Here is a 19,905-nt window from a genome sequence, read left to right as displayed (position 1 = left end):
TGTGAGAGACGTTATTATGTTACCCGTTCTCGCCTCTTCGAGTGGTCATCGTGTCCCGACTTTTTTCTATCTTTGTCGCATTTGTCGCAAGTTTTCTGCTGATCAGTTCAGCTCACGCAGAAGTCAAAGTTCTCACCAGTATCAAGCCTCTGCAGCTGATCGCCGCTGCGGTGCAGGACGGTGTGGCGATTCCGGAAGTCTTGCTGCCGCCCGGCGCCTCGCCTCATAACTATGCCTTGCGCCCATCCGACGTACGGAAGGTGCAATCGGTGGATCTGGTTTACTGGATCGGTCCGAGCATGGAAGGTTTCCTGCCCCGCGTGCTGAATGGTCGTACGCGGCCCAGTGTCGCCGTGCAGGATTTACCGGGACTGAAACTGCGACATTTCGCCGAAGATAGCCACTCCCACGCTGAAGAAGCCGACGAGCATGATCACGATCACCGTCCAGGCAGTCTGGACGCGCACTTGTGGCTTTCGCCGGTCAACGCCCGTGTCATCGCCACAAAAATGGCCGCAGACCTGAGCGCAGCCGATCCGGCCAATGCCGCGCGTTATCAGAGCAACCTCAAGGCGTTCGATGAGCGTCTGGATGCAATGGATCTTCGCTTGAAAGCGCGCCTGGCCGGCATCGCGGGCAAACCGTACTTCGTATTCCACGAGGCCTTCGACTACTTTGAAGATGCCTATGGCCTCAAGCACGCCGGCGTATTCAGCGTCGCCGCCGAGGTCCAGCCCGGCGCCCAGCACGTCGCGGCGATGCGCACTCGATTGCAGGAAGTCGGCAAAACCTGTGTGTTCAGCGAACCGCCTCTGCGCCCGCGCCTGGCGGAAACCCTGGTGGCGGGTCTGCCGGTGAAGCTGGCGGAACTGGACGCGCTGGGCGGGTACACGCCAGCGACCGCTCAGGGGTATGAGCAGGTGCTGGAGAAGTTGGGGAATGATTTGGCGGGGTGTCTGGAGTCGTTGTAAGCGACACCCTGTGGCGAGGGGCTTGCCCCCTCGCCACGATTTAGAGGGCGAACGGCAGCGGCGTGCTGACCTTCTGGCGCTGCGCCAGACGCTGCTGAAACTCCATCGGATCGTGAATCAACACGTCCTGCCCGGCAAACGACTCGGCGGCGATCAACCGCGACAGCCAGAACCGAACACACGCCACCCGCAGCATCGTCGGCCACAACTCCGCCTCGGCCGCCGTGAACGGTCGCAGCGCGGCATAAGCACCGAGCAACGCCCTCGCCCGCGGCCCGTCGATCAACCCGCTCTCGTCCGAACACCAGTCGTTCAAGGCGATAGCCACGTCGTAGAGCATCGGCCCCGAACACGCGTTGTAGAAGTCGATCAACCCGGTCAGGTGAGTCCCTTCGAACATCGCGTTATCGCGGAACAGATCGGCGTGGATATTGGCTCGCGGCAGCGCCAGAATTTTCGTCTTCTGCTGTGTGATTTCGTCCAGAGCCCGTTGCAGCAGATCGCTTTGCTCGGCATTGAGGTGCGACAGCAACTGCGTGCCCTCTTCCAGCATCCAGTCCAGGCCGCGATCGGTCTTGCGCTTGATCATGTTGGCCTGGGTCGCCAGATGCAGATGGCCAAGCAACTCGCCCACCTGAGCGCAATGCTGCGCATTGGCTTCCTTGATGTGCTTGCCGGCCAGGCGTGGCTGCAACAGCGCAGGTTTGCCGGCCAGTTCGCGCAAGGCGACGCCATCGGTGGTGCGCAAGGCATAAGGCACTGGCAGGTCGGCGTCATGTAGCACGTCGAGCAGTTCAATGAAGAACGGCATTTCCTGAACCGGACCACGCTCAACCAGGGTCAGGACAAATTCGCCCTGCTCCAGGCTGATGAAGAAATTGGTGTTTTCGCTACCAGCGGCAATCCCCTGGAAATCAAGCAGACGGCCGAGCCCGTAAGGGGCGAGAAAGGTTTCCAGCTCGGGCCGAGCCAGCGGGGTGAACACAGACATGTTTGAACTGCCAGTACGGGCGCCGCTGCTTGAGCCAGCGCCGATTGAAATTAAGAAACTACTTCCACTCAAAAATCTTCCACGACGGAATCAGCATATCCGGCTGATCCGAGCGGATGAAGTTTGCATCTGTCCCGTCCGCGCGCACCAGAAAATACGGTGGTGCGCCTTTCGGTGTGACCTTTATCGCATACAGGAAACCGTTTTGACGGTACTCCTGGATGGTTTTATCCCCTTCCGTGCGGATAGTAACTTCCGGCTCCGGTGTCGGTGCATCGTCCGCCGCCATGACGGCCAACGGAACGGATGCAAACAACCCAGCCAGCAACAGGCGATTTAGTGTGCGCATGATAACCTTGTCCCTTTGTCGTCAACGGTCCCGCTATTCTAGCGCCGGACCCGCCGAAAAGGTTGATCCTGCTCATGAGCCAAGCCCCCCTCGTCCTGGTGGACGGTTCTTCTTACCTGTACCGCGCCTTTCACGCCCTCCCGCCGCTGACCACTTCCAAAGGTTTGCCGACCGGTGCGGTCAAAGGCGTGCTGAACATGCTCAAGAGTTTGCGCAAGCAGTACCCGGAAAGTCCGTTCGCCGTGGTGTTCGACGCCAAGGGCGGGACATTCCGGGACGAAATGTTCGCCGAGTACAAGGCCAACCGCCCGAGCATGCCCGACGACATGCGCGTGCAAATTGAGCCGCTGCATCAAAGCGTGATCGCCCTGGGCTTTCCGCTGTTGTGCGTCGAAGGCGTCGAGGCCGATGACGTGATCGGTACGCTGGCCCGCAGCAGTGCTGCGGCCGACCGCCCAGTAGTGATCTCCACCGGCGACAAGGACATGGCGCAGCTGGTCGACGGCCACATTACCTTGGTCAATACCATGACCGGTAGCGCGCTGGACGTGGAGGGCGTGAAGGAGAAATTCGGCGTCGCTCCCGAGCAGATCATCGATTACCTGGCACTCATGGGCGATTCTTCCGACAACATTCCGGGCGTTCCGGGCATTGGCCCGAAGACCGCTTCCGGCCTGTTGGTCGGCGTGAACGGCGGCCTGACCGAGCTCTATGCGCAGCTCGACATCGTCCCGACCCTGCCGATTCGCGGGGCCAAAACCCTGCCGGCCAAGCTCGAAGAGCACAAGGAGATGGCGTTTCTCTCCTATCAATTGGCAACCATCAAGATCGACGTGCCGCTGGATATCGGCCTCGACGACCTGCAAATGGGCAAGCCGGATCACGACAAACTCGCCGAGCTCTATACCCTGCTGGAGTTCAAGAGCTGGTTCGAAGAGAACCAGCGCGACGCCAAGCGTTCCGGTCAGGAAGTCGTCGCTCCGGTGGCCGAAGAAGCGGCCGTCGATACCGAACTCAAGTACACAACGATCCTCACCCAGGCTGATTTCGACCTGTGGCTGAAGAAGCTCAACGGCGCCAAGTTGATTGCCTTCGATACCGAAACTACCGGCATCGATGCGCAGCAGGCGCAACTGGTGGGCCTGTCTTTCGCTGTACAAGCCAACGAAGCGGCCTACATCCCGCTGACCCATTCCTACATGGGCGTGCCGGATCAGCTCGATCGCGATACCGTGCTGCGCGCGCTGAAGCCCATTCTGGAAGACCCGAGCAAACTCAAGGTTGGCCAGCACGCCAAGTTCGACATGAACATCCTGGCCAACTGCGCCATCGGTGGCGATCAGAGCTGCGGCATCACCGTGCAAGGCGTCGCTTTCGACACGATGCTCGAATCCTACGTGCTGGACTCCACCGCGACCCGCCACGACATGGACAGCCTGGCGCTCAAGTACCTGAATCACACCACTACCAGTTTCCAGGACATCGCCGGCAAAGGCGCCAAACAGCTGACATTTGACCAGATATCTCTGGAGTTGGCCGGGCCTTACGCTGCCGAAGACGCCGACGTAACGCTGCGCCTGCATCAAACCCTGCTGGAAAAACTCAACGCTATCCCGAGCCTGAGCAAGGTTCTGAGCGAAATCGAAATGCCGTTGGTGCCGGTGCTGGCACGGATCGAACGCCAAGGTGCGCTGGTCGATGCCAACCTGCTGGGCATTCAGAGCGTTGAGCTGGGCGAGAAAATGATCGCCCTCGAGCGTGAGGCGTTCGCCATTGCCGGGGAAGAATTCAACCTCGGCTCGCCGAAGCAATTGGGCGTGATCCTGTACGAAAAACTCGGCCTGCCAATCCTCAGCAAAACCGCCAAGGGCCAGGCGTCCACCGCCGAAGCCGTGCTGGCGGAGCTGGCCGAACAGGATTTCCCGCTACCCAAAGTGCTGATGCAGTACCGCTCGATGAGCAAGCTGAAAAGTACCTACACCGATCGCCTGCCAGAGCAGATCAACCCGCGCACCGGGCGGATTCATACCTCTTATCATCAGGCCGTCGCGGCAACCGGGCGCTTGTCGTCCAGCGATCCAAACCTGCAGAACATTCCGATCCGCACCGCCGAAGGGCGTCGGATTCGTCAGGCGTTCGTCGCACCCAAAGGCTACAAGCTGCTGGCAGCGGACTATTCGCAAATCGAACTGCGAATCATGGCTCACCTGGCCAAGGACGAAGGTTTGCTGCACGCGTTCCGCAACAATCTAGACGTGCACAAAGCCACCGCCGCCGAAGTTTTCGGGGTTGAACTGGCAGACGTCACCACCGACCAACGGCGCAGCGCGAAGGCGATCAACTTCGGTTTGATCTACGGAATGAGCGCGTTTGGCCTGGCCAAACAGATTGGTGTTGATCGCAAGCAATCCCAGGCCTACATCGACCGATACTTCGCCCGTTACCCAGGCGTGCTGGAATATATGGAGCGCACCCGCGCCCAGGCCGCCGAACAAGGTTTCGTTGAAACCATCTTCGGTCGTCGCCTGTACCTGCCGGAAATCAACGCGAAAAACCCGGCCCTGCGCAAAGGTGCCGAACGCACAGCGATCAACGCCCCGATGCAAGGCACCGCGGCGGACATCATCAAGAAAGCCATGATTGCCGTGGATAGCTGGCTGACAGCATCAGGCCTCGACGCCAAAGTCATCCTGCAGGTGCACGATGAATTGGTACTGGAAGTGCGCGAAGATTTGGTCGACCAGGTCCGCGATGAAATTCGCGCGCACATGAGCGATGCAGCGAAGCTTGATGTGCCGCTGTTGGTAGAGGTTGGTGTAGGAAATAACTGGGATGAGGCTCACTGAACCGTCTGAAAGGGCGTTTTCCGCTGCGGCATAGTGCCGCGGCAGAAAGACCGAAGGGCGCTTAGCTCGGAAAATTCGATGGCCTATTCCAAAGGCTTTTTAAAAAATTCTGAACTAATCTCCTGAATCGCCACTCAGAGTTACTGAATGGGTGGTGAAGCCCTTCGATGCTCCTAATGTTGTGTTAAGTGTTGGCAGATATCTGGACCCCGCCCTAGCGGTCCGGAACTTGAACCCCGGAACTTCCCCCTCCCCATAAGAAGTCCGGGGTTTTTTTTGCCCGCGATTTATTGCTCGGCAATCTCCGAGCCCTTGTCCGCGAGTTCCATCCAGCCTGCCAGTACAGTGTAGGCGTCTTCCAGGCCCATGCGCTTTGGCGCCGAGAACAGCTGGATGCTGATCGCATCACCCCAACCCTTGCGGATGTCTGCCTGAACCTTGAGCAGGACGTTTTTCGCCGCGCCGTAGGTCAGCTTGTCGGCTTTGGTCAGCAAAATGTGCATCGGCATGCCGCTGGCGACAGCCCAGTCGAGCATCAGCAGGTCGAAGTCGGTCATTGGATGACGGATGTCCATCATCAAAATCAGCCCCTTCAAACTCTCCCGACCACCCAGATAGGCTTCCAGGTGACGCTGCCAGTGCAGCTTCAACGGGATAGGTACTTTCGCGTAACCGTAACCCGGCAGGTCGACCAGACGACGATCATCGTCTAGCTTGAAGAAGTTCAAGAGCTGCGTGCGACCCGGAGTTTTCGAGGTCCGCGCAAGGCTAGCGTGTGTCAGGGTGTTCAGCGCACTGGACTTGCCGGCGTTGGAACGCCCGGCGAAGGCCACTTCAAAGCCTTCGTCGTCGGGACATTGATCGACTTTAGCAGCGCTGAGCATGAAGGTGGACTGTTGGCACAGGCCGAGGATGGGGTTCTTGAGTTGCATGGGATTTCCGATGTGGGCGGCGCCGGGAATGGACGCGGCGAGCAGTGTCGTTTCCGTTTCAGTGACGCCAGTATATAATGCCGCAGATTTTGTGTGCGCTTTGTCCCAGCGTAGGATGAAGTTCACGAGAGCGAATGACCTTGATTGCGCACTAGAACGCAGAACGCTCTCAACCCTGAAAAGGTCGTTTTATGACGAAATGGCTGCTAGCTGCCGGTGTCTTGATGCCGCTTTACAGCGCTCAGGCTACACAGGATCCGGAAGCTGTGTACAACCGTGTTTGTGGTGCCTGTCATTCCGGCCAACTACCCATGGCGCCCAAAAAGGGCGATCAGGATGCTTGGACGCCGAGGTTGGCGAAAGGTATGGAGACGCTGGTGCAACACGTGACCCAGGGTTTCAAGGCGATGCCGCCGCGTGGTTTGTGCATGGACTGCAGTGCCGAGGATTACCAAGCAATCATCCAGTGGATGAGCGAGTGATCCCGGTCCATAACTCTTTAACCCTTAGCCGTAGTTGGATTAGCTGATGAACAAATTGATCGTGAGTCTGCTGTTGACCGTGGGGATCTCCGGCATTGCCCATGCTGCAGGTGATGCGACTGCTGGTCAGGCGAAAGCCGCAGTATGTGGCGCCTGTCATGGCCCGGATGGCAACAGTATGGCGCCTAACTTTCCGAAACTGGCAGGCCAGGGCGAGCGTTATCTGAACAAGCAGCTACACGACATCAAGTCCGGCAAACGCACGGTACTGGAAATGACCGGCCTGCTGACCAACCTGAGCGATCAGGACCTGGCCGATATCGCCGCCTACTTCGCCAGTCAGAAAGGCAGTGTTGGCGCCGCCGACCCGAAAGTCGTTTCTCGCGGTGAAGCACTGTTCCGCGGCGGCGATCTGGCCAAGGGCCTGCCAGCCTGTACCGGTTGCCACTCGCCAAATGGTGCGGGTAACGCAGCCGCCGGCTTCCCGCACCTGGGCGGCCAGCACGCTCAATACATCGCCAAGCAACTGACCGATTTCCGCAAGGAAGAAGCCGGCCGCACCAACGATGGCGACACCAAGCCGATGCAGAGCATCTCCAAAAAGCTGAGCGACGAAGATATCGCAGCGGTGTCCAGCTACATCCAAGGCCTGCACTAAGGCCGGCGAATCGGGCGTCGCGCGAGGCTTACATCTCCTGCAACGTTAACGCTCTATTAATCCGTCGCAGCAAGTATAAAAAGGGTGGCTTAGGCCGCCCTTTTTTGTGGCCGCTGCCGTTACACTACAGAACTCAAGCCCGCCAGGACCTGTCTGAAAACAGGTCGCGCGAGGCGACCAAAATTGTCCAGGAGTAAAGCATGCGTAATCTGATCATCAGCGCCGCACTCGTCGCTGCCAGCCTGTTCGGCATGACCGCCCAAGCCGCCGAAGCACCCGCCGCCCCTTACGTCGAACTGACTAACGCTGTTCCGGTGGCTGTACCTGGCAAGATCGAAGTGGTGGAGTTGTTCTGGTACGGCTGCCCGCACTGCTATGCATTCGAGCCAGTGATCAATCCTTGGGTTGAAAAGCTGCCTTCCGACGTCAATTTCGTGCGTATCCCAGCCCTGTTCGGCGGCCCTTGGGACGCCCACGGGCAAATGTTCCTGACCCTGCAAAGCATGGGTGTCGAGCATGACGTGCACGCCGCGGTGTTCAACGCCATCCAGAAAGAACACAAGAAGCTGACCGACAAGAACGAAATGGCTGACTTCCTGGCGACCCAAGGCGTAGACAAGGACAAGTTCCTCGCTACCTTCGACTCCTTCGCCATCAAGGGTCAGATGACCAAGGCTCGCGAACTGGCCAAAAAGTATGAAATCTCGGGTGTTCCAACCATGATCGTCAACGGCAAGTATCGCTTCGATGTAGGCTCGGCCGGCGGTGCCGAACAAGCACTGCAGTTAGCCGATAAACTGGTCGACAAAGAGCGAGCGGCTAACAAGGCTGCTGCCAACTAAGCGCGGCGACTGCCATGCGCCGCTGGGGCACTGAACGCGTCGTTGGCCTGCATGATCCGCGGGTCAACGAACATCATCTGGAATCGACGGGCCTGCCCGCGGACAGTCGTCTGCGACTGCTCAGCTTCAATATCCAGGTCGGCATCAGTACCGAGCGCTATCACCACTACCTGACTCGAGGCTGGCAGCATCTGTTGCCGCACACCGGGCGTGCCGACAATCTGCAAAAGATCGGCAATCTGCTGGGCGACTTCGATCTGGTCGCCTTGCAGGAAGCCGATGGCGGCAGCTTGCGATCAGGCTACGTCAACCAGGTCGAACACCTGGCCCAGCTCGGCGCATTCCCCTACTGGTATCAACAACTCAATCGCAATCTCGGACGTCTCGGCCAGCACAGCAATGGTGTGCTCAGCCGCCTGCGCCCGTGGGCGATCGAAGATCATCCGCTTCCGGGGCCCAAGGGTCGCGGAGCTATTCTGGTGCGCTTTGGCGAAGGTCCTGAGGCGCTGGTGGTGGTCATGATGCACCTGGCACTGGGCGCTCGTGCCCGCAGCATGCAACTGGCTTACATCCGCGAGCTGATTGGCGGCTATAAACACCAGGTGCTGATGGGCGACATGAATACCCACGCCAGTGACTTGCTGCAAAACTCCCCGTTGCGTGACCTCGGCCTGCTCGCGCCGCAACTGGAAGCGACGTTCCCTAGCTGGCGCCCGCAGCGCTGTCTGGACCATATTCTGCTGAGCCCCACCCTGACCCTTGAAAAGGTCGAGGTGCTGGCACAACCCATTTCCGATCACCTGCCGGTCGCGGTAGAGATTCGTCTGCCGGGTTCGCTCACGGCTGATGCATTGCCCGCGCTGAGTCCTGCCCCTCGCGGATCCCATGAATGAGCGACGAAGCACAGCGCTGGAAAGAGAAATACCTCAAAAGCATCGAACAACAGGAAAAGCTCGAACGTCGATGGGACGCCCGGCTCGACCTGCTGCGTCGTGGCCTGGTACGCAGCACGCTGGCAGCCGAGGGCACCGACCGCGTCGTTGACCAATGCATGAAGGAAATGCGTGAAGTCGTGCGCTCCGACGACATGGACGCCGGCCTGGCCGCCCTGCTTCCGCGGTTGGAAAAAGCTGTACTCGACTCCGAACAACGCCGGGAAACCCGGGTTAATCAGACCAGCGCTGCATTGACCGCGCTGGTCTCGCAGCTGCAAACATTACCGCTGCCCCGCGAAGTAAGCCGGCCGCTGAAAAACTTCGCCAAGCATCTGGAGGCAAGAGTCGGGCAGGCGCGCGAAATTCCGTTGCTGCTCAGCGAACTGAGCGGCCTGCAAGGCAAGGCCCTGAATCAGCTTGAAAACCCGGCAGAACCCGGCCGCCCTGGTTTGCTGCAGCGACTGTTTGGCAGCCGTGAAGCGGATGAAGCGGCATTACAGGTTGCCGCCGGCACCTTCCCGACGCCCGCCCCGCAGCCAGCCGAAGCGGTTGCTGTCGATCTCGCGCCAAAGGTTGATAAGCCGCAAGTGGCCGCCGCACAAGTTGCCGCACCCGCTACTGCATCCGAGCCACCGACGATCGAGGCTCAGCCCGCAGCAGCGCCTTCTCCTGCAGTTGTAGCGTTTGTCCCGCCGGTGCTTGAGCCGGAGCGAGCACCCGCCCAGACTCCAGAGACGCAACCGCAACCGGACATAGAACATCCAGAAAAACCCGCTCCATCAATCATCGAGCCAGAAATACAGGCTCAACCGGCAGTCAATCCCGACGAACTGACCCCGGCGGTCTATCTCGACAGCCTGCCGTTGCCCCCGGCCATGGCGGAGGTGTTGGCCGCCGTAGACACTGAACAATCCGAGGCGGATGTTCTCTACGCCCTGCCGGACTCACCCGAGCCGTCCTACAGCTCGGTGGCCAAGCACATCGAAGACACGTTACTGGGCCTGCTCGACGACCTGACGCTGCCCGAGCGTCATCGTCCGCAAGCCGAAGCGATGCGTGATCGTCTGCAAAACGGTTTGAATTGGTACGAACTGCTGCCAATCCTCGACGATCTGGCAACCTTGATGCTGGCAATCACCGACAGTGGCCAGCATGAATTCGAAGCCTACTTGCAACAGCTCAACGAACGCCTCGAGTCGTTCCAAAGCAACTTGCAAGCCGCCAGCGAAGGCCATGCCGACAACCGTTCCGCCGCACGCGAGATGGACACGCAGATCCGCGAGCAGGTCGACGGCTTGCAGAGCAGCATGCAGGAAGCCGCCGACCTGGACGATCTCAAGCACGTCCTGGAAAACCATCTGGAAGGCCTGCTCGGCACCATGGACCAGCACCAGAAGCAGCGTAACGAGCGCGAGCAGGAAGTCGCCGCCCGCCTCCATGGTCTGGCCGAACGCGTTGCGCACATGGAGCAGGAAGCCCTGGGTTACCGCGAGCATCTTGAAGAGCAGCGTCAGAAGGCCTTGATCGACCCGCTGACCGGCCTGCCTAACCGGGCAGCCTGGAGCGAACGGCTGGATCACGAAATCAACCAATGGCAGCAACACGGCAACACCCTGTTGCTGGCAATGCTCGACCTCGACCATTTCAAACGCATTAACGATAACTATGGTCACCTGGCGGGCGACAAAGTACTGAAAATTATCGCCAGCGTGCTACGCAAGCGCCTGCGCGGGACGGATTTCATTGCCCGGTTCGGCGGTGAGGAATTTGTCCTGTTGATGCCAGACACAGTGCCAGCTGCTGGTGCGAAACTGCTGGAAAAGCTGCGCGCCTCGATCGAAGCCTGCCCTTTCCACTTCAAGGGTGAGCCAGTAACCATCACCATTTCCATGGGCCTGACTGCATTCAAACCTGGCGAACATAGCGATCTGGTCCTTAAAAGAGCCGATCAGGCTCTATATCGCGCGAAACATGCCGGCCGTAACCAAGTGGCACTGGGCTGACGGTCAATTGTTCCATTTTGTTTAAAACTTCGCGTTGGCCTTCTGCGCGCAAGACAGTACGTTACACTGTTGCATTACTGCCTTGCGTGTATTGCCATCCGCCATGAAATACTTAGCTCTCATCGTGTCGCTGATTCTGTTGGCCGGTTGTGCCAGCGGCCCCCGGTTTGACACTAGTCACCCTTCAGCCAATTACGACAGCCGCATTCAGTTCGTGGTGGTGCACTACACCTCCGCGTCACTGGAGCGCTCGCTGCAACTGCTGACCCACGGCGAGGTCAGCAGCCACTACCTGATTGGCGACGACAAAAACGCCACTATCTATAAGCTGATGGATGAAAATCTGCGGTCCTGGCATGCCGGCGAAAGCGAATGGGCAGGCCGGACCTGGTTGAACTCCAGCTCTATCGGCATCGAAATCGTCAATCCGGGCTTCAAAGTCATCCCGACAGGGCGTCTCTGGTACCCCTATAGCGAAGCCCAGGTCCAGTCCTTGATCATCCTGCTCAAAGACATCAGCAAGCGTTACGCCATCAGCCCCCGCAACATCATCGGCCATAGCGACATCGCACCGCTGCGCAAGCTGGATCCGGGGCCGATGTTTCCCTGGAAACGCCTGGCTGCCGAAGGGCTGGGAGTCTGGCCGAACGAGCAGGCGGTAACGCGTCAGCAAGCACAGTTCGAAGTACAACTGCCAACCATCAGCTGGTTTCAGGCACAACTGGCCCGCGCGGGTTATCCCACGCCGCAAACCGGCGAACTGGATGTTGCGACACGTCATGTGATTGCGGCCTTCCAGATGCACTTCCGACCGTCACGTTTCGATGGCACCCCGGATGCGCAAACCGCGGCGCTTCTACAAGTCTTGAACCAGACAAAATAATGACGCCCGCCCGACGGTCAGGGCTTTTTTCCAATCAGCAGCTATAACTCATTGGTAATTCTTCGGATATTCCCTATGCCTGCTGCTCGAGAGACACTACGTAGTTGGTTCTTTCGCCCTTGGTTTTTGGCGATACTGGCTGCTGCCTTGAGCGCGACACTCCTGATGGCCGGCAGCCTGTTCGTGGCCATGCATCAAGTCGAGCAGAGCGAAAGCGAAGAAATGAATGCCCAGGGCGAGCGCTTCCTTGCTCGCCTTGAGCAACTTTTCGGGCAGTTGCGTGAAAGCCTCGACGACCTGGAAGCCCAGCCGTTACGCGGCTGCGATGACGAAATGATCGCGACCTTGCAACAGGTCAGCTTCAATTACCGCTTCGTTTACGAAGCCGCTTATATGGACGCCTCGCGGATCTGTTCCAACCGCCCCCGCCAGGAAGGGCTGTCGATGATAAGGCCGCCAGACATCAAGGGGCCGACCTACAGCTACTGGCTGAACACCACCACCGAACCCGATGAAAACCGCGCCGCGCTGATGCTCGGGCGCGGCAATTTTCGTGTCGCGACGTCTCGCGGGCATTTGACCGACATGGTCGACTTGCCACCGGGAAGCAGCCTGCTGGTGGTGCTCGACCACGGCACGCGCGCGATTCCGGTACTGGGTGTCTCGCAGGCCTGGCCACCCACCGAACCCTGGCCCCCGAAAAGCCTCGACGCGCTGCAAGTGACGCATTCCCGCTTGATTTACCGTATGCCCACCAACAATCCGGAATACCAATTGGTGCTGATCAGCCCGCGAACCGGTATGCATGTACCTGCAGTCTGGTGGTGGCTGCTGCCGGCCAGCCTGGCACTCGCCTTATGCGTGGGTTTTCTGGTGCTTTTGCTGGTGCGCCAGAGACAGTCGCTGGACGCCGAACTGAGTGGCGCCATACGACGAGGCGAATTGCAGGTGCTGTATCAACCGATCTTCGACCTCGACAGCCGTAACTGTGTCGGGGCAGAAGCCTTGCTGCGCTGGCGAAGGCCGGACGGCACCCTGACCAGCCCCGACCTGTTTATTCCGATGGCGGAGAACACCGGCCAGATTCGCCAGATGACCGACTTCGTCCTGCAACGCCTGCTTGAGCAGCTGGGGCAATTGTTGCGGGCCAATCCGCAACTGTACATCTCGGTCAACCTGGCGGCCTGCGACGTCATGGTGCCGCGTATCGGTCAGGTAATGGCGCGACTGCTGACCTTGCACCGCGTCGCGGCAAAGCAAATTGCCTTTGAGGTCACCGAGCGGGGATTGATCGATGTCGTGGTAGCCCGGGAAAACCTGCAAGCCTTGCGGGATGTCGGGCATCAAGTGCTGATTGATGACTTTGGCACCGGCTATTGCAGCCTCGCCTATCTGCAAACCCTGCCGGTCGATTGCCTGAAAATCGACAAGGCGTTTATCGATGCGCTGGGTCATGACGCTGCAAGTAGCGGTGTCGCCCCGCACATCATTCACATGGCCCAGGCCCTGCAACTCAAGGTGATTGCCGAGGGCATCGAACTTGAATCCCAAGCCGCGCTTCTGAGCAGCGAAGGCGTGAAGTTCGGTCAGGGTTGGCTATTCGCCCATGCGTTGAGTGCGGTGCAGTTCATCGAGCTGATTACCCGTGGTCGCCGATTGGCTGCCCGACGTCTCGATGACGAGGCCTGAAGCGGTTGCGGCTTATACCGACAGCGCCATATAGAACTGAGTACCCTGCCCTGGCCGCGAATAAACCCCCATCCGACCGCCGTGCAACTGCACGATTTCCTTGCACAGCGCCAGACCGAGTCCGGCACCGCCCTTCTTGCGACCCACCTGTACAAAGGGTTCGAAAATCCGCCCCTGCTGACCATAGGCAATGCCTTCGCCGTTGTCCTCGACGCTGATAATCACTCGCTCCCCATGGCGTCGAGCCTGCAAACGTATTTGCCCGCCGGAAGCGGTGTGGCGCAACGCGTTGTCGATCAGGTTGTCGAGCACCCGGTCCAGCTGCGGCTGATCGGCCTGCAATCGCGGTAATGGCCCTTGCACTTCCACTAGCAGGTCGATGCCCTGCTCTTCTGCAGGGCCGACAAAACGTTCCCGGGCCTGCTCCAGCAAATCCTCGATTGAGCACGGCGCCAACGTGAGTTTCTGCAATCCGTTCTGGTAGCGGGAGAAGTTCAGCAGGTCGTTGATCAACTGCATCAAGCGCTGCATCTCTTCATTCACGGTGTCCAGCAGATCAGCTTCACGCGAGTCCTTGGCAAAGTGCGCGCGCTCGCGAAACAGACCGAACGCCATGTGCATCCCGGTCACCGGCGTTCGCAATTCATGGGAGGCGCGCAGCACGAACTCGCTGCGCACCCGCTCAAACGCCCGCTGTTCGGTGACGTCATGCAGCACCATTACGGCGCCGAGAATATGACCCTGTGTATGGCTGACCGGCGTCAGGCTAAAGGTCAGCAACCGCGACTCACCGTCGACCTCGATACTCAGGTCTTCAGGCGCTCGCTCCAGGGTGCCGCCGCGCAATACCAGTTGAAGCTGGTCATCGAGCTCGGGACGCTCAAGCGCCGCACCCAGACCTTGACCGAGACGCTCGCTGTCCCAACCCAACTGACGCTGCGCCACTGGGTTGAGGTGTTCCAAACGGCCATCGCGGTCAATCATCAACAGCCCATCATCGATGCTGTCGAGCACGGCCTGCAAACGCTGCTGGCCTGCGAGCAGTTCATCGACATTGGTGGCCTGATGCTCGCGCAGGGCCTCGGCCATGATCCCAAAGCGCTTGGTCAGCAGGTTCATTTCCACGGCCGAGGAAATCGGTAGCGTCACTTCGAAATTGCCTTGGCCGATGTTGTCCGCCGCCTGGGCCAGGGCCTCGATCGGTTCACCAAAACGTCGAGCGATAGCGTGGGCGGTGACGAAGCCGATGATTAGCACCGCCAACCCCACCAGCCCGAGCAGGCCGGCAACCAGCAGCGCCCTCTCCCGAGCCTGCCGTTCGGTGGCATTGATGTTATCCAGAGCACGCTGTTGCTCGACGATCAAACCATTGCGCAGCGCATTGAATTTTTCGGTGAGTTCTTTGTTGCCACTCAACACCAGTGTCGAGTCACGAGACAGGTCGTACGCCTGCAGAAAGCTCAGGTAGTCAGTCTTGGCCTGTTCGAAACCGTGCTGGCGCTCATCGCCAGCCTGGGCATGGACAATGCCGTCATCAAGCAGCTGGAAATAATGCTGCTTGGACGCTTCGAACGCTGCAGGATCCGGCTTCTCGCTGAGCATGATCATCAGCTGATCGCCCAGGGTCTGACGCAATTTCAGTCCCAGGTCGAGCGTGGCGAAATTATTGCGAATCAGCGCTTCCTGGGAGCTCGCCATCTGCATCACGCTGACCAGCCCGAGCAACAGCCCGAGCAGCGCCACGGTGATCAGTGCGGAAATACTCAGAAACAGCCGCGTGCGCAACTTCATCGCCAGTCTCATCGGAGACTGCTCACAAGTTGTACTGCTTGCGTTTTCGGTACAACGTCGAGGCATCGATACCCAGGGTCTTGGCGGCCTGGTCCAGCGTATCTGCAGTGGCGAGGACTGCTCCGATGTGGGCTTTTTCCAATTCATCCAGACTCAGCGCAGCGCCGATGCGAGGTGCGTTGTTGACCGGTGTTTCAGCCATGCCCAAGTGACTGATCTCGACCCGTTCCTGGGGACAAATGATGCTTGCCCGCTCCACAACGTTGCGCAGTTCGCGAATGTTCCCCGGCCAGCGATAGCCGAGCAGTGCTTCACGGGCTTCGTCACTGAAGCCCCGAGCCGGACGCGCGTATTCCTTGACGAAACGGGCCAGAAAGCGATCGGCCAGGGTCAGAATATCTTCCCTGCGTTCGCGCAGTGGTGGCAGATGCAGGGTGATCACGTTCAGGCGGTAGAGCAAATCTTCACGGAAACGGCCGTCGCGCACCATGTCTTCGAGGTTCTGGTTAGTGGCCGCGAGGATGCGCACATCGGCGCGGCGGGTGACCGGGTCGCCCACCCGTTCGTATTCTTTATCCTGGATGAAACGCAGCAGTTTAGGTTGCAAAACCAGCGGAAAATCGCCGATCTCGTCAAGAAACAGCGTCCCACCGTCGGCCTGATTGACACGCCCCAGAGTACTTTCGCTGGCCCCGGTGAACGCGCCACGGCTGTGGCCGAAGAGCTCGCTTTCCATGAGTTCGGCGGTCAGGGACGGGCAGTTGATCGTGATGCAGGATTTCTTCGCGCGCTTGCTCCAGCCGTGAATGGCCTGGGACAGCTCGCCTTTACCGGTACCGGACTCGCCGAGAATCAAAATATTGGCATCGGTGTTGGCCACCTGGCGGGCGGTTTCGAGCACGACTTTCATCGCCGGGCTGTGAGAGTCGAGGCCATCCTTGGGTTTGCGCACTTCGCCTTCAAGGGCTTCCAGACGTGCCGACAGTTGCCGCACTTCCAGCTGCTTGGCGGTGGCCAGGCGCAATTGGTCGGGGCTGCAAGGCTTGACCAGATAGTCGGCGGCCCCGGCCTGAATGGCATCCACGGCAGTATCGACGGCCGAATGAGCGGTGACGATCACCACCCTCATCCACGGCGCCTGAATGCGCATTTGGGCCAGCACATCGAGACCATTGTCTTCACCCAGACGCAGGTCGAGGAAGCACAGGTCGAAGACTTGGCGCTGAAGCAGTGCATCAGCCTGGGCGGCGCTGTTGGCGGTAGCGACGCTGTAGCCTTCATCTTCGAGGCAATAACGGAAAGTACGCAGGATGGCGGACTCATCGTCCACCAGCAGAATGCGGCCTTGATGCTCAGTGGCTGATTCCATTTTCCTACGCTCCTTAAAGAATGATCTTGGTTAGTCCCGGAAAAATCGGGCAAGTTGCATGGTTGATTCTGGTCGATTCCAGCCACAGCAGCGTAGCTCTCTCCGCACCCTACGGCTAATCGCCTGATTTTGTTGTTTTTTTATCAGATAGCCGGTTCGCAGGCGATTACCGTGTCCCCTTGTGACATCCACGCCCTCCTCGCAATTCAAAAATATTGAAAGTTCCTACGAACCCATCGTGCATTACGCACGACCTCAAAAGGACCATCGTGCAGGATGCGTCCGATCCGAATTCGACATCATTCATAACTGATTGATTTTATTGATTTTTAATATCATGAAAAGCTGGCATGCAGGCTGCAATGGTCTGAGTAACCAGGGCATTTAGACGTCGCCCCAACAAGATCACCACCGTGTGGGAGGAGCTTCAGGATGAGTCGCCAACGTGCCGCCCAGTTGCGTATCTCGCCACTGCATATCCAGCAAGGTCTGTTTGCTGTTCTGGCGCTATTAATCACCTTGATCGGCGGCCAGCAGTTTCAGCGTTGGGAGCAGAGCCAGCAGCAAGAAGCGCCACGCTTGTCGATTCAGCACCCGACCCAAACCCATTTCAGCGCGGCCAGCAGTAACCAGGCTGACAGCCCCCCAATGCGAATGATGGACGTCGACCAGGCTCAGCCTGTGGATGAGATGCCTCGCCAGGAACGTTGGGTGTTCTAAACACATGAACTTGGCGCGTTCGATGCGCCGGGAATAGCACCACAAGCAACATCTCTAAATAGAAGCGTAAGGAGAATCACCATGTTGAGCTGGGCAATCACATTCTTGATCATTGCCATCATCGCTGCGGTACTGGGCTTCGGTGGTATCGCGGGCACCGCCACGGGTATCGCCAAGATTCTCTTTGTCGTGTTCCTGGTGATGTTCATTGCTTCCTTCTTCTTTGGCCGTCGCGGTCGAGGGTGAATATGAGCGCTTTGTTAAAGACACTGGCAGCCGCCCTTCTTCTGGGCGGCCGTGCCATGGAAGAAAGATCCATACGGGTACTGAATTCGTAACATGAAAGAAGCAGCATGGCTTCTTTCCACTGCGCTACCCGAGGACGGTAGTCGCATGATCAAGGGGCCGGGACGTTTTGCCTGTTTCAGGGGGCGGAGTGACCTACGGGTACAGGGAGTGCCTGCGCAAGGGCCGGGTCAGGCAGAAGCTGCGACGCAAGTTCGCCGGTCATTCATGGATCGACGGACTTGCGAAGAGCTTTCTCAGCGCAAAATCGTTGACCTAGAGCGTTCTGCTCGCCTCCTCCTCTGCACCTCCACTAATCCCTCGCAAAACCATTTCGCGGTGTTTCTTGGTGACCGTATATCGAGAAAACTGCGACTCAAAGACCGAGAATTTTCGCGCTTAAACGTAGGCTTTTTCCCGAGTTTTAGCCCGTATTCCTCCGCTCAAAAAACAACCAATCTCCTCTGCGATGACCGGTTCACGGCACTTATGCCTGCCGAAATGTCGTATTCGAACCGGCTGGGACGCGGGTTTCAGTTAAAAAAGCTCATGCCGATTCGGCATAGGGTAGGCGTTTACGGCATTAGACGTTGCTTCCTTGCATCTGAATAGTTGCGCCTTTTTTCGCCTGCCAGAGAGCCGATAACAAGCGCTCCGGGGCACCTTATACGGGGGCAGATGCACAAGACTTTTTCGCCACAAGCGTTCCAGTTCTTGCATCTGTCTGAGTCAAACGCAAGTAAGGGTAAAGATATGAAGAAGGCAAAGCTTAGCCTCGCCTGGCAGATCCTCATCGGTCTGGTATTGGGGATTGCAATCGGTGCGCTGCTCAACCATTTCAGTGCCGAAAAAGCCTGGTGGGTCAGCAACGTCCTGCAACCGGCAGGCGATATCTTTATCCGTCTGATCAAGATGATTGTGATCCCGATCGTGATCTCTTCGCTGATCGTCGGTATTGCAGGTGTCGGCGACGCGAAGAAGCTCGGGCGTATCGGCCTCAAGACCATTCTTTACTTCGAGATCGTCACCACCATCGCCATCGTGGTCGGCCTGGTGTTGGCCAACGTGTTCCATCCGGGCACCGGCATCGACATGAGCACCCTGGGTACTGTGGATATTTCCAAGTACCAGGCCACCGCCGCCGAGGTTCAGCATGAACATGCGTTCATCCAGACCATCCTCAACCTGATCCCGTCGAACATCTTCGCGGCCATGGCCCGCGGCGAGATGCTGCCGATCATCTTCTTCTCAGTATTGTTCGGTCTCGGTCTGTCGAGCCTGCAATCGGACCTGCGCGAGCCGCTGGTGAAGATGTTCCAGGGCGTGTCGGAAAGCATGTTCAAAGTCACTCACATGATCATGAACTACGCCCCGATCGGCGTTTTCGCGCTGATCGCGGTGACCGTGGCCAACTTCGGCTTCGCCTCCCTGCTGCCGCTGGCCAAACTGGTGATCCTGGTTTACGTCGCCATCGCCTTCTTCGCCTTCGTGGTGCTGGGCCTGATCGCTCGCCTGTTCGGCTTCTCGGTGATCAAGCTGATGCGCATCTTCAAGGATGAGCTGGTGCTGGCCTACTCCACCGCCAGTTCCGAAACCGTGCTGCCGCGCGTGATCGAGAAAATGGAAGCCTACGGCGCGCCGAAAGCCATTTGCAGCTTCGTGGTCCCGACCGGCTACTCGTTCAACCTCGACGGTTCGACCCTGTACCAGAGCATCGCGGCGATCTTTATTGCCCAGCTCTACGGCATCGACCTGTCGATCAGCCAGCAATTGCTGCTGGTGCTGACCCTGATGGTCACCTCCAAAGGCATCGCCGGCGTACCGGGTGTTTCCTTCGTGGTGTTGCTGGCCACCCTGGGCAGCGTGGGTATTCCACTCGAAGGCCTGGCGTTCATCGCCGGTGTCGACCGCATCATGGACATGGCCCGTACCGCACTGAACGTGATCGGCAATGCCTTGGCCGTGCTGGTCATCTCCCGTTGGGAGGGTATGTACGACGACGCCAAAGGCCAGCGCTACTGGAACTCCCTGCCGCACTGGCGCAGCAAGGAAAAATTGCCGGTGGGTGAAGTCTCCAGCAACTGATAGACCGCGTCGCCTGTATCGCGAGCAAGCTTTGCTCCTACAAGAGCCAAAAACAAACCCCGGAGAAATCCGGG

Annotated in this window: 17 protein-coding genes; 12 read left to right on the top strand and 5 right to left on the bottom strand. The window is 58.7% G+C overall.

The annotated features are described in order from the left end of the window. Positions 1-50: 50 nt before the first annotated feature. Entirely contained in the window at positions 51-971 is a 921-nt protein-coding gene (gene znuA / locus ACMXYI_RS07235) for a zinc ABC transporter substrate-binding protein ZnuA (protein ID WP_415772467.1), read from the top strand. 40 nt (positions 972-1,011) lie between these two features. Here the strand turns inward: znuA and ACMXYI_RS07230 are convergent, their stop codons facing one another. After that, positions 1,012-1,962, bottom strand: coding sequence for a homoserine kinase (locus ACMXYI_RS07230; RefSeq protein ID WP_046044879.1), 951 nt, complete (start codon positions 1,960-1,962; stop codon positions 1,012-1,014). 58 nt (positions 1,963-2,020) lie between these two features. After that, entirely contained in the window at positions 2,021-2,311 is a 291-nt protein-coding gene (locus ACMXYI_RS07225; RefSeq protein ID WP_046055305.1) for a DUF2782 domain-containing protein, read from the bottom strand. Between the two features lie 74 nt (positions 2,312-2,385). Between ACMXYI_RS07225 and polA the strand changes: the two genes are divergently transcribed. Then, positions 2,386-5,157 (top strand): DNA polymerase I, encoded by a 2,772-nt coding sequence (polA, locus tag ACMXYI_RS07220; RefSeq protein WP_415772465.1) that lies wholly within the window; start codon positions 2,386-2,388, stop codon positions 5,155-5,157. 287 nt (positions 5,158-5,444) lie between these two features. Here polA and yihA read toward each other — a convergent pair whose 3' ends face one another. Continuing rightward, entirely contained in the window at positions 5,445-6,089 is a 645-nt protein-coding gene (yihA, locus tag ACMXYI_RS07215; RefSeq protein ID WP_033059788.1) for a ribosome biogenesis GTP-binding protein YihA/YsxC, read from the bottom strand. A gap of 191 nt (positions 6,090-6,280) precedes the next feature. Between yihA and ACMXYI_RS07210 the strand changes: the two genes are divergently transcribed. The 7 genes from ACMXYI_RS07210 (at position 6,281) to ACMXYI_RS07180 (ending at position 13,581) form a co-directional block, all read left to right on the top strand. Then, positions 6,281-6,571, top strand: coding sequence for a c-type cytochrome (locus tag ACMXYI_RS07210; protein WP_129439668.1), 291 nt, complete (start codon positions 6,281-6,283; stop codon positions 6,569-6,571). A gap of 46 nt (positions 6,572-6,617) precedes the next feature. Continuing rightward, positions 6,618-7,229, top strand: coding sequence for a c-type cytochrome (locus tag ACMXYI_RS07205; protein ID WP_008156009.1), 612 nt, complete (start codon positions 6,618-6,620; stop codon positions 7,227-7,229). A 200-nt stretch (positions 7,230-7,429) separates the two neighbouring features. Beyond that, a complete protein-coding gene (locus ACMXYI_RS07200) occupies positions 7,430-8,071 on the top strand; it encodes a thiol:disulfide interchange protein DsbA/DsbL (protein WP_123367420.1) in 642 nt (213 codons plus the stop codon). Between the two features lie 14 nt (positions 8,072-8,085). Further along, positions 8,086-8,964, top strand: coding sequence for an endonuclease/exonuclease/phosphatase family protein (locus ACMXYI_RS07195; RefSeq protein WP_033059783.1), 879 nt, complete (start codon positions 8,086-8,088; stop codon positions 8,962-8,964). After that, entirely contained in the window at positions 8,961-11,009 is a 2,049-nt protein-coding gene (locus ACMXYI_RS07190; protein WP_415772462.1) for a GGDEF domain-containing protein, read from the top strand. Before ACMXYI_RS07195 ends, ACMXYI_RS07190 begins: the two co-directional genes overlap by 4 nt. 103 nt (positions 11,010-11,112) lie before the next feature. Beyond that, positions 11,113-11,892, top strand: coding sequence for an N-acetylmuramoyl-L-alanine amidase (locus ACMXYI_RS07185; protein ID WP_415772461.1), 780 nt, complete (start codon positions 11,113-11,115; stop codon positions 11,890-11,892). A gap of 75 nt (positions 11,893-11,967) precedes the next feature. Further along, positions 11,968-13,581 (top strand): EAL domain-containing protein, encoded by a 1,614-nt coding sequence (locus ACMXYI_RS07180; protein WP_056738443.1) that lies wholly within the window; start codon positions 11,968-11,970, stop codon positions 13,579-13,581. Positions 13,582-13,593: 12 nt separating this feature from the next. On the opposite strand, the gene ACMXYI_RS07175 is transcribed toward ACMXYI_RS07180, so the two are convergent. Continuing rightward, positions 13,594-15,384, bottom strand: a complete 1,791-nt coding sequence (locus ACMXYI_RS07175) for a KinB sensor domain-containing domain (protein WP_415772459.1) — start codon at positions 15,382-15,384, stop codon at positions 13,594-13,596. Between the two features lie 10 nt (positions 15,385-15,394). Beyond that, entirely contained in the window at positions 15,395-16,741 is a 1,347-nt protein-coding gene (gene algB / locus ACMXYI_RS07170; protein ID WP_415772457.1) for a sigma-54-dependent response regulator transcription factor AlgB, read from the bottom strand. Between the two features lie 432 nt (positions 16,742-17,173). On the opposite strand from algB, the gene ACMXYI_RS07165 reads away from it, so the two are divergent. From ACMXYI_RS07165 to gltP, 3 genes are all read left to right on the top strand, one after another. Further along, positions 17,174-17,461, top strand: coding sequence for a hypothetical protein (locus ACMXYI_RS07165; protein WP_415772455.1), 288 nt, complete (start codon positions 17,174-17,176; stop codon positions 17,459-17,461). A gap of 81 nt (positions 17,462-17,542) precedes the next feature. Further along, positions 17,543-17,707: a DUF1328 domain-containing protein gene (locus ACMXYI_RS07160; RefSeq protein ID WP_003177151.1), complete on the top strand. Its 165-nt coding sequence runs from the start codon at positions 17,543-17,545 to the stop codon at positions 17,705-17,707. Positions 17,708-18,499: 792 nt separating this feature from the next. After that, positions 18,500-19,831: a glutamate/aspartate:proton symporter GltP gene (gene gltP / locus ACMXYI_RS07155; RefSeq protein ID WP_008155623.1), complete on the top strand. Its 1,332-nt coding sequence runs from the start codon at positions 18,500-18,502 to the stop codon at positions 19,829-19,831. The last annotated feature ends 74 nt before the right edge of the window (positions 19,832-19,905 follow it).

The organism is Pseudomonas lyxosi (assembly GCF_047758685.1).
GTDB lineage: Bacteria > Pseudomonadota > Gammaproteobacteria > Pseudomonadales > Pseudomonadaceae > Aquipseudomonas > Aquipseudomonas lyxosi.
The sequence above is the reverse complement of the archived record's forward strand: the minus strand, read 5'-3'. Positions and strand labels throughout refer to the sequence as shown.